The 9540-nt window shown below is 50.1% G+C and carries 13 protein-coding genes; 7 read left to right on the top strand and 6 right to left on the bottom strand.

Features of this window, described 5'->3' with window-relative positions; translation table 11 throughout:
* Nucleotides 1–22 precede the first annotated feature (22 nt).
* Nucleotides 23–295 (top strand): alternative ribosome-rescue factor A, encoded by a 273-nt coding sequence (locus tag B880_RS25840; protein ID WP_071524365.1) that lies wholly within the window; start codon nucleotides 23–25, stop codon nucleotides 293–295.
* On the opposite strand, the gene mscL is transcribed toward B880_RS25840, so the two are convergent.
* The 5 genes from mscL to def all read right to left on the bottom strand — a co-directional run bounded on the left by mscL (nucleotide 231) and on the right by def (nucleotide 4970).
* Nucleotides 231–641 carry a large-conductance mechanosensitive channel protein MscL gene (mscL, locus tag B880_RS0102645; protein ID WP_017345835.1) on the bottom strand — a complete coding sequence of 137 codons (411 nt, stop codon included), beginning with the start codon at nucleotides 639–641 and terminating at the stop codon, nucleotides 231–233. The genes B880_RS25840 and mscL overlap by 65 nt on opposite strands.
* 120 nt (nucleotides 642–761) lie before the next feature.
* A complete protein-coding gene (gene trkA / locus B880_RS0102640) occupies nucleotides 762–2138 on the bottom strand; it encodes a Trk system potassium transporter TrkA (protein ID WP_017345834.1) in 1377 nt (458 codons plus the stop codon).
* Between the two features lie 17 nt (nucleotides 2139–2155).
* Nucleotides 2156–3451 (bottom strand): 16S rRNA (cytosine(967)-C(5))-methyltransferase RsmB, encoded by a 1296-nt coding sequence (gene rsmB / locus B880_RS0102635; RefSeq protein ID WP_017345833.1) that lies wholly within the window; start codon nucleotides 3449–3451, stop codon nucleotides 2156–2158.
* A 42-nt stretch (nucleotides 3452–3493) separates the two neighbouring features.
* A complete protein-coding gene (gene fmt, locus B880_RS0102630) occupies nucleotides 3494–4438 on the bottom strand; it encodes a methionyl-tRNA formyltransferase (RefSeq protein ID WP_017345832.1) in 945 nt (314 codons plus the stop codon).
* A gap of 22 nt (nucleotides 4439–4460) precedes the next feature.
* A complete protein-coding gene (def, locus tag B880_RS0102625; RefSeq protein ID WP_017345831.1) occupies nucleotides 4461–4970 on the bottom strand; it encodes a peptide deformylase in 510 nt (169 codons plus the stop codon).
* 107 nt (nucleotides 4971–5077) lie between these two features.
* On the opposite strand from def, the gene dprA reads away from it, so the two are divergent.
* From dprA to B880_RS0102595, 6 genes are read left to right on the top strand one after another with little or no spacing between them, the layout of a single operon-like run.
* The gene (gene dprA / locus B880_RS0102620; RefSeq protein WP_017345830.1) at nucleotides 5078–6205 is read left to right on the top strand and encodes a DNA-protecting protein DprA; all 1128 of its coding nucleotides are present in this window, start codon (nucleotides 5078–5080) and stop codon (nucleotides 6203–6205) included.
* A complete protein-coding gene (smg, locus tag B880_RS0102615) occupies nucleotides 6177–6650 on the top strand; it encodes a DUF494 family protein Smg (RefSeq protein WP_026042389.1) in 474 nt (157 codons plus the stop codon). Before dprA ends, smg begins: the two co-directional genes overlap by 29 nt.
* Nucleotides 6651–6673: 23 nt before the next feature.
* On the top strand, nucleotides 6674–7219 hold the full coding sequence (locus B880_RS0102610) for a DNA topoisomerase family protein (protein WP_017345828.1): 546 nt from the start codon (nucleotides 6674–6676) through the stop codon (nucleotides 7217–7219).
* Nucleotides 7220–7224: 5 nt separating this feature from the next.
* The gene (gene tsaC / locus B880_RS0102605; protein ID WP_017345827.1) at nucleotides 7225–7800 is read left to right on the top strand and encodes an L-threonylcarbamoyladenylate synthase type 1 TsaC; all 576 of its coding nucleotides are present in this window, start codon (nucleotides 7225–7227) and stop codon (nucleotides 7798–7800) included.
* Between the two features lie 3 nt (nucleotides 7801–7803).
* Complete coding sequence (aroE, locus tag B880_RS0102600) at nucleotides 7804–8622, top strand: shikimate dehydrogenase (RefSeq protein ID WP_017345826.1); 819 nt, start codon at nucleotides 7804–7806, stop codon at nucleotides 8620–8622.
* Entirely contained in the window at nucleotides 8619–8876 is a 258-nt protein-coding gene (locus B880_RS0102595) for a DUF1488 domain-containing protein (protein WP_017345825.1), read from the top strand. The genes aroE and B880_RS0102595 overlap by 4 nt, the downstream gene beginning before the upstream one ends.
* Here the strand turns inward: B880_RS0102595 and B880_RS0102590 are convergent.
* Nucleotides 8843–9397: a gamma carbonic anhydrase family protein gene (locus tag B880_RS0102590; RefSeq protein ID WP_026042388.1), complete on the bottom strand. Its 555-nt coding sequence runs from the start codon at nucleotides 9395–9397 to the stop codon at nucleotides 8843–8845. The genes B880_RS0102595 and B880_RS0102590 overlap by 34 nt on opposite strands.
* Nucleotides 9398–9540: the final 143 nt, after the last annotated feature.

Below are 9540 nucleotides of genomic sequence, written 5' to 3'. Positions count from 1 at the left end.
TGTTTTTAATCAGGAGAAAAACATGAGCAATTACCAGCACCGCAAAGGTCAGATAAACGACAACGCGCTAGAAGCTTTACTCCACGACCCACTGTTCAGGCAACGGATTGAACAAAAGAAGAAAGGTAAAGGAAGTTATCAGCGTAAAGAGAAACACGGAAAAAGAGGAAACTGGGAGGCCAGTGGTAAGCAAGACGTTTACCACTGGCTTTCTGCTTTCAGAGACGTGATTAAATCTTATTGTTCTGCTGTTTCAAGAGGTCACGAATTTCAGTCAACAGTAACTCTTCGTTAGTCGGTGCAGCAGCCGGCTTTTCAACTTCTTTTTTCTTGTAGAGTTTGTTCATGAGTTTAATCGCGATGAAAATCGCGAAAGCTACGATGACAAAATCAAAGATAGTCTGAATGAAAACGCCGTACTCCATCACTACGGCAGGTGTGGCACCTTCCGCTGGTTTTAGTACCCAACTGAACTGCTTAAAATCAACTCCACCAATCAGTAAACCTAATGGTGGCATAATGATATTGGCAACCAACGATGAAACGATCTTACCAAATGCGGCACCAATGATTACACCAACCGCGAGGTCTACAACGTTTCCACGCATAGCGAAATCACGAAACTCTTTGAATAAACTCATCCTTATCTCCTTGCCATGGCGAATGCTTTTAAAGTCTAACAAACCTGACGCTAAATGCCATGTAACCAGTAGATTAAGTTGAACTATCACTTATGGTGATCTTTCAGTTCTCTTCAGAATTTACAAGAAGAATGGGCTTGGCTGGAACAGACGTTCCACATCAGAAACGAACTTCTTGTCTGTCAGGAACATGATGACATGATCACCTTGCTCAATACGCAGATTCTCATTGGCGATCATTACGTCATCACCGCGCACCACTGCACCAATTAACGTGCCTGGTGGTAGTTTAATATCATCAATCAGACGACCTACTACGCGAGAAGTGGTTTCATCTCCGTGTGCGATGGCTTCAATGGCTTCGGCAATACCGCGACGTAATGATGAAACGCCGACAATATCTGCTTTGCGTACATGGCCTAACAGCGCGGAAATCGTTGCTTGTTGCGGTGAGATTGCGATATCGATGACGCTACCCTGCACTAAATCAACATAGGCACGACGCTGAATCAGCACCATAGCTTTCTTCGCCCCCATTTTTTTGGCCAGCATCGCTGACATAATGTTGGCTTCGTCATCATTGGTCACAGCAATAAACAGATCGATCTGCTCAATATGTTCTTCTGCCAGCAGTTCCTGATCGGAGGCATCACCATAAAAGACGATGGTATCCTGAAGCTGCTCGGCTAGCTCGGTCGCACGCTGTTGATTACGTTCAATAAGTTTAACGCTGTAGTGCTTCTCCAGTTGCTGTGCCAAACCAAAGCCGATATTCCCACCGCCCACCAGCATAATGCGCTTATAGGGTTTCTCTAGTCGCTGCATTTCACTCATCACAGCGCGGATATTCTGTGTGGCCGCAATAAAGAACACCTCATCGCCAGCTTCAATAATGGTTGAACCTTGCGGACGAATGGGGCGATCCTGGCGAAAAATCGCCGCTACACGCGTATCAACATGTGGCATATGCTCACGTAAAATTGAGAGCGGGTTACCAACCAGAGGGCCGCCGTAATAGGCTTTTACTACGGCAAGGCTGACTTTACCTTCCGCGAAATTGACGACCTGCAACGCGCCTGGATACTGGATCAGCCGGTAGATGCTGTCGATGACCAACTGCTCGGGAGAAATCAGATGATCAATCGGAATGGCATCAGTAGTGAAGAGTTTCTCCGCATCTCGCAGGTAATCAGCTGCACGAATACGGGCAATACGGTTCGGTGTGTTGAATAGAGAGTAGGCAATCTGACAGGCAACCATATTGGTTTCATCAGAGCTGGTGACCGCAACCAGCATATCGGCATCATCCGCACCTGCTTCACGCAATATGCGCGGATGAGAACCATGCCCGGTGATCACCCGAAGATCATACTTATCCTGCAACTGACGCAGGCGTGTCGGATCGGTATCGACAACGGTAATATCGTTATTTTCACCCACCAGATTCTCTGCCAGCGTACCGCCTACCTGGCCAGCACCCAGGATAATGATTTTCATGAGTCAGTTATCTCGTATCAGGACGCTTTTTTGACAAGCTTAGCGTAGAAGAATCCGTCTCCGCCATCGGCTTCCGGGAACACCTGCAAACCATGGATCGAACCGCCAGGTAATGTCACTGCTTCTGCATCGGCTTGTAGCTGCAAGAAGTTTGCAATTTGCTGATGGTTTTCATCTGGCAAAATTGAACAGGTTGCATAGAGCATTGTCCCGCCGGGTTTCAAACGTGACCATGCTGCTTGCAGAATTTCGCGCTGCAAATTTGCCAGTTCGGCAATGTCGCTGTCCCGACGTAGCCATTTGATGTCAGGATGACGGCGAATTACGCCTGTTGCTGAGCACGGTGCATCAAGTAAAATCCGGTCAAACTGTTGATCACCACACCAGCTTTGCGGATCGCGGCCATCTCCCTGACGCACTTCTGCCTGCATAGACAGACGCTGCAAGTTCTCTTTAACGCGCATCAGGCGCTGATTATCGACATCCACGGCCATGACTTTCGCCTGCGGTGCAATCTCTAAAATATGCGTGGTTTTTCCACCAGGTGCGGCGCATAAGTCGAGGATAGATTCGCCATTCTGCGGTTCAAGCCATAATGCACAACGCTGAGCCGATACATCCTGCACTGTCACCCAGCCTTGCTCAAAACCGGGGAGTTGAGTGACTGCTGCGGGTTGCTCTAACCGTAGAGCATCCGGTGCATCTGCATCGGGCACGGCATTTTTGCCGCTTTCTGCCAGCAGTGCGAGCCACTCATCACGGTTATGATGCTGACGATTCACGCGAAGCCACATTGGCGGGCGCTGGTTGCTAGCTGTGGTGATCGCTGACCACTGATCTGGCCATGCAAGCTGGAGGCGCTTGAGTAACCATCCTGGGAATAAGTGGCGCTGCGGGCCCTTATCAACCTCAGCGACCAGCGCTTCTTGCTGACGCTGGAACTGTCGCAGCACACCATTCAGCAGCCCTTTCATGCTTTGACGTTTGAGGGTTTCAGCCCCGGCGACGGTTTCTGCTAAGGCCGCGTGTGCAGGCACACGGGTATACAGTAGTTGGTAAAGCCCGACCATGATCAAATAGTGCAAAACACGCTGCTTACCTTTCAGCGGTCGCTCCATCAGCTTGCCAATTAAAGCCTCAAGCTGTGGCAGTGTACGCATCACGCCAAAGCAGATCTCTTGCACGAGAGCGCTGTCTTTATCCGACAATTTTTTCTGCGCTGTAGGGAGTACGGTACTCAGCGATTCACCTTTATCGACTACACGCTCAATGAGCTGTGCAGAGAGGCTGCGCAGGTTGGTTGATTTATTCATTTGGAAGTCACTAAAAAAAGCCCGGTATCAACCGGGCTATGGTCATGCCAGAACGGTTCCTGGAGTAAACCATTCGCGGCGAGAATTAAGCAGATCCTGCGCCGACATGGCTTTCTTTCCTGCGGGCTGGAGTGTTTTCAGATTCAGAACACCATCAACGGTGGCAACCTGAATGCCGTCTTTATCTGCCTGGACGATTTCACCTGGCGTTCTGGCCTGGTGCGGTAAAACGCTAGCCTGCCAGACTTTCACCGGCTGATCCTCGACCAGGAAATAGCTCACTGGCCATGGGTTAAACGCACGAATACAACGTTCAAGCTGAACTGCTGAAAGCTGCCAGTCTAAGCGTGCTTCTTCTTTACTCAGCTTTTCCGCATAGTTGGCCAGCGCTTCATCCTGAACTTCAGGACGAGCAACGCCGTTCGCCAACTGCTCCAGCGTTTTAAGCATCCCATCTGGTCCCAGTTGAGCCAGTTTGTCATACAGCGTGGCGCTGGTATCTTCCGCAAGAATAGGGCAGGAGAGTTTAAACAACATATCTCCGGTATCGAGTCCTACATCCATTTGCATGATGGTGACACCGGTTTCACTATCACCCGCCCACAATGAACGTTGGATTGGTGCAGCCCCACGCCAGCGTGGCAATAATGAACCATGCACATTAATACAGCCAAGGCGTGGCATCTCCAGTACCGCTTTAGGCAGGATTAAACCGTAAGCCACGACCACCATGACATCCGCTTCTAGCGCGCTAACCAGCGACTGGTTTTCTGCCGGACGCAGAGATTTCGGCTGAAAAACGGGGATCTGATGTGATTCAGCGAGCACTTTTACCGGGCTGGCCGTTAATTTGTTACCTCGTCCAGCTGGGCGATCGGGCTGAGTAAACACCCCGACAATCTCATGCTCAGACGTTAGTAACGCATCCAGATGGCGTGCAGCAAAATCCGGTGTGCCCGCGAAGATAATTTTTAATGGAGCAGCCACGAAGGTTCCTCAGCAGCAGGGATCAGTTGCGCGCGTTATGGCGCATCAGTTTTTCCAGCTTCTGTTTAATACGCTGGCGTTTCAACGGCGAGAGGTAATCAATAAACAGCTTGCCATCAAGGTGGTCGATTTCATGCTGAATACAGATTGCCAACAGCCCATCGGCTTCGCGCTCATAGGTGTTGCCTTCACGATCCAGGGCGCGGATTTTCACTTTCTCAGCACGAGGAACAAATGCACGCTGTTCTGGAATAGAGAGGCAACCCTCTTCAATGCCCGTTTCACCTGAAGTCTCTAACAACTCAGGATTGATCAACACCAGACGATCTTCGCGATTCTCTGAAACGTCGATCACGATAATACGACGATGGATATCTACCTGCGTTGCAGCAAGACCGATACCTTCCTCGGCATACATGGTTTCAAACATGTCATCAACGATGCGCTGAACTTCAGCGTTAACTTCTTTTACTGGCGCAGCGATTTTACGAAGGCGCTCGTCAGGGAAATGTAATACCTGCAAAACTGACATAAATATCCAGATCTGTATTCGTTTAAAGGGGGATTATTACTACATAGTGTAGACTTTTTGCCGCTTGATTGACAGCATCCAAGGATAGGGCGCATAAGGAGCCGGTCATGGACAGAACGGAGTTAAAGCTGCGGTTATCAGCAATAAAGAACCTGCGTTATCCTGTCTGGACAACGCTGGCACATCGTTTGCTGAAGCAGGAGAGCATCGAGCGTGACTGTCTGCTTGCGGCAGGTTTGACACCGTTGCAAACCGAGCAGTTTTTTAGCTATCCCGCCGAAGACATAGCGTATGTTCATCACTGGTTAGAGAAAGATAAAACGCATCATATCCTCACCCCGCTGGATAGGCATTATCCTCCCCGCCTGCTGGAAATTGGCCGTGCGCCTCGCATCCTCTATGTACGTGGTTCTATCGCGCTGTTAGCTAGTGAGCAGCTGGCTGTGGTTGGCAGCCGTAACTGTTCTCACTATGGTCAGTACTGGACACAATGGTTCAGCCAACAGCTAGCATTGGCCGGGTTGACCATAACCAGCGGATTGGCACGCGGGATTGATGGCGTTGCGCATCGTGCGGTGCTGGAAGCTGAAGGTAAAACGATCGCTGTCCTGGGAAGTGGGTTAACACAGCTCTATCCTCAACGACATAACCGATTGGCGGAAGAGATTGTGGCGGGTGGTGGTGCGCTGGTCTCAGAGTTTCCTCTTCGCACCCAACCCCATGCCCACAATTTCCCTCGCCGTAACCGCATTATTAGCGGGCTTAGCTTAGGCGTACTGGTTGCTGAGGCATCTTTACGCAGTGGTTCATTAGTCACCGCAAAGATAGCGTTAGAACAAAATCGGAATGTCTACGCTTTGCCCGGCTCGCTAAATAGCCCTGGCAGTGAAGGAACACACTGGCTTATTCAGCAAGGAGCGCTACTGGTTGCTCATCCTAATAACATCATTGAAGATTTACATAGTGCACTACATTGGCTCGCCCCAGCACAGGCGGACACAATATATTCAACAGACAATGAAGATGGACCATTGCCATTTGCTGATGTGTTGGCTAACGTAGGTGATGAGGTTACACCTGTTGACGTCGTCGCTGAACGTGCCGGCCAACCTGTGCCAGCTATCGCAGCCCAATTGCTGGAGCTGGAGTTAGCAGGATGGATCGCAGCTGTACCCGGCGGCTATGTCCGATTGAGGAGGGCATGCCATGTTCGACGTACTAATGTACTTGTTTGAGACCTATATCCACAACGAAGCAGAAATGCGGGTTGATCAGGATAAGCTGACGGACGATTTAACCGATGCTGGGTTTGATCGTGAGGATATCTACAACGCGTTGAACTGGTTAGAGAAACTGGCAGATTATCAGGACGGATTAGTCGCTCCGATTCTACTAACCAACGATCCGCTTTCGATGCGCATCTACACCGATGAAGAGAGTCATCGTCTGGATGCGGAATGCCGTGGTTTCCTTCTCTTCCTGGAGCAAATTCAGGTATTGAGTCTGGAAACGCGTGAAATGGTCATTGAAAGAGTGATGGCTCTGGATACGTTGGATTTCGATCTCGAAGATCTCAAGTGGGTGGTGCTGATGGTGCTGTTTAACATCCCCGGATGCGAAAATGCCTATCAGCAGATGGAAGAACTGTTATTTGACGTCAATGAAGGTATGCTGCACTAACTTCCTCTTGTACGCAGAATGTTATGAGTAAAACGGCACTCTTTAACGTGCGAAAACAGGATCCCTGCCCCGCTTGCGGGGCAGATTTAGTGATCCGCTCGGGTAAACACGGCCCATTTCTCGGGTGCAGTCACTATCCTGAATGTGACTACATTCGTCCGCTAAAATCGCAGGGTGAAAGCCAGATTATCAAAATTCTGGATGGTCACTTCTGTCCGACCTGCGGTGCAGAGAAAGTGTTGCGACAGGGCCGGTTCGGTATGTTTGTGGGGTGTAGTCACTATCCTGAATGTGATTATACTGAAACAATCGACAAGCCTGACACCACCTCGCTTTCCTGCCCTCAGTGTCAATCTGGAAAACTGGTTCAGCGCCGTTCACGATTCGGTAAAACGTTCCATGCATGTGACCGCTACCCATCCTGTCAGTTTGCGCTGAACACCAAGCCAGTTGAAGGCACATGCCCACACTGCCAGTTTCCTCTGTTAACCGAAAAGAAAACCGCGCAAGGCAGCAAAGTGTGTTGCGCCAGTAAAAGCTGCGGCAAAGTCGTGGCTCAGGAAGAGTAAATAAGATGACGCAAACCCCACATCTCACGGGTTCACTGGAATTCTGCCTTGATCAACTGCGGCAGCAAACTGTGATTGCCTATCCTACAGAGGCTGTATTTGGCCTTGGCTGCGATCCCGATAGCGAATCAGCCGTTATGGCTTTGCTGGCGCTTAAACAGCGGCCGGTAGAAAAAGGTCTGATCTTGATCGCGGCAGATTACAGTCAGCTTGAGCCCTATATTTCTGACCGTGAATTATCTGTCATTCAACGTGAGCAGATGCTTGCCAGCTGGCCTGGCCCCGTCACCTGGGTTGTGCCGGTGCCTCCACATACGCCACGCTGGCTCAGCGGGCGTTTTGATTCACTGGCGATTCGCGTTACTGATCATCCTTTGGTGCAATCGCTTTGCCGTGAGTTTGGTAAACCGTTGGTTTCGACTAGTGCTAACCTGTCTGGTGCTGAGCCCTGCCGTAATGTGGCAGAAGTACAGCAGCAGTTTGGTGCCCATTTCCCGGTTCTGCATGGTGAGACTGGTGGACGGAATAATCCGTCAGAAATCCGCGATGTCATCAGCGGGCAGCTTATTCGTCAGGGATAATTCATGGATAATTTTGCCGTATTTGGTCACCCCATTAGTCACAGTAAGTCTCCTTTTATACATCAGTGTTTCGCGCAGCAAACGGGCATTGATCATCGCTATGGCAGCGTATGTGCACCGCTTGATGGCTTTGCTGAATCTATCAGCGACTTTTTTGCTGGAGAAGGCAAAGGAGCCAACATCACTCTGCCTTTCAAGCAGCAGGCGTGGGAGCTGGCGGATGAGCTCAGCGATCGAGCTGCGCTCTCTGGTGCGGTGAATACGCTGAAGAAGAAATCGGATGGCCGCCTTTACGGTGATAATACGGATGGTATTGGTCTGTTGAGCGACCTCGAACGTCTGAATATGATCGAAGAAGGGGGCAGGATCTTACTGATCGGTGCTGGCGGTGCCGCGCGTGGTGTGATCTTGCCGTTAATGGCAAAGAATACGCACATTACCGTTGTGAATCGTACCTGGTCACGGGCTGCGGAACTGGCTGAGCTGTTCAGCGCACAGGGTAAAATTGAGGCGAGGACTTTTGAGCAACTGGATGGTGAGCGTTTTGATCTGATCATCAATGCCACTTCAAGTGGCGTAGAAGGTAAGGTTCCGCCACTTTCGGAGATGTTGATTCAGCCGCAAACCCGCTGCTATGACATGTTTTACCAGAGTGGTTACACGCCATTCTTAAAATGGTGTGAAGATCATGGGGCAGAGCAGTTGGCCGATGGTTTAGGCATGCTGGTGGGTCAGGCTGCGCAGGCCTTCTATTTATGGCATGGCGTGATGCCAGATGTCACCCCTGTCATCACACAGCTCAAGCAGGCAATGCAGCCTTGAATCAGTCAATTCAGTTTCCCGATCGTGAGGAGTGGAACAGCCAGCAAAATGCTGTCTGCTTTCCGGTATTGGTGAATGGTTTGATCCTGAATTGTGCAATCAGCGCCGCTGAGCTGCAGCGGCGCTATGGGGCTGGTGAAGCTGTTACGCTTTTTTCGTTAAACCGTTGGGATTTGGAAGAAGAAGCCGAACAAGCAATTCATCGTGACGATGTTGATGATCAGGGCTGGGTTTGGCTGGGTTCTGCTAAATAGTCATTCTTCCAGCCGACATAGTTATTAGCAGAGTAGCGAAGCCCTTCTAATTCATCCGCAGTAAGAGGGCGGATCTGTTTTACCGGGCTACCTAAGTAAAGGTAGCCACTGACCAGTGTTTTACCTGGGGGGACCAGGCTACCGGCACCGATCATGACATCTTCTTCTACTATTACGCCATCCAGAATGATCGTTCCCATCCCAACTAAGACACGATCGCCAATCGTACAGCCATGAAGCATGGCTTTATGCCCAACCGTAACCTCCTCGCCAATCACTAAGGGGAAACCTGCTGGGTTACTGACCGACTTATGCGTAACGTGCAGTACGCTGCCATCCTGAATATTGGTGCGAGCACCGATTCGTACCTGATTTACATCGCCACGGATCGCCACGAGTGGCCAGATACTGACGTCATCGGCCAAAATAACATCACCTACCACCACGCTAGCGGGATCAACCATCACGCGTTGGCCACATTGTGGCGACTTTAGCTTATATGTACGTAGGGATACTGACATGATCCTGCTCCTTATAGGGTGATTATTTGTCCAGCCTGAAGAGTATTTGGTGTCCTGACAAGGCTAATTTGCCCCGTTTTGCTGAAGATATCAGCGTAATGAATGTTTTATCGCCATACGATTAAAAAGATCGAAAAAAGGGG

Source organism: Pantoea sp. A4 (genome assembly GCF_000295955.2).
Classification (GTDB): domain Bacteria; phylum Pseudomonadota; class Gammaproteobacteria; order Enterobacterales; family Enterobacteriaceae; genus Pantoea; species Pantoea multigeneris.
This window is presented reverse-complemented; position numbering and strand designations above follow the sequence as displayed.

Bases quoted from the DNA above. Each gene is read 5' to 3' on its own strand.
- B880_RS25840 (WP_071524365.1), top strand. From the start codon at position 23: ATGAGCAATTACCAGCACCGCAAAGGTCAGATAAACGACAACGCGCTA.
- mscL (WP_017345835.1), bottom strand. From the start codon at position 641: ATGAGTTTATTCAAAGAGTTTCGTGATTTCGCTATGCGTGGAAACGTT.
- trkA (WP_017345834.1), bottom strand. From the start codon at position 2,138: ATGAAAATCATTATCCTGGGTGCTGGCCAGGTAGGCGGTACGCTGGCA.
- rsmB (WP_017345833.1), bottom strand. From the start codon at position 3,451: ATGAATAAATCAACCAACCTGCGCAGCCTCTCTGCACAGCTCATTGAG.
- def (WP_017345831.1), bottom strand. From the start codon at position 4,970: ATGTCAGTTTTGCAGGTATTACATTTCCCTGACGAGCGCCTTCGTAAA.
- dprA (WP_017345830.1), top strand. From the start codon at position 5,078: ATGGACAGAACGGAGTTAAAGCTGCGGTTATCAGCAATAAAGAACCTG.
- smg (WP_026042389.1), top strand. From the start codon at position 6,177: ATGTTCGACGTACTAATGTACTTGTTTGAGACCTATATCCACAACGAA.
- B880_RS0102610 (WP_017345828.1), top strand. From the start codon at position 6,674: ATGAGTAAAACGGCACTCTTTAACGTGCGAAAACAGGATCCCTGCCCC.
- tsaC (WP_017345827.1), top strand. From the start codon at position 7,225: ATGACGCAAACCCCACATCTCACGGGTTCACTGGAATTCTGCCTTGAT.
- aroE (WP_017345826.1), top strand. From the start codon at position 7,804: ATGGATAATTTTGCCGTATTTGGTCACCCCATTAGTCACAGTAAGTCT.
- B880_RS0102590 (WP_026042388.1), bottom strand. From the start codon at position 9,397: ATGTCAGTATCCCTACGTACATATAAGCTAAAGTCGCCACAATGTGGC.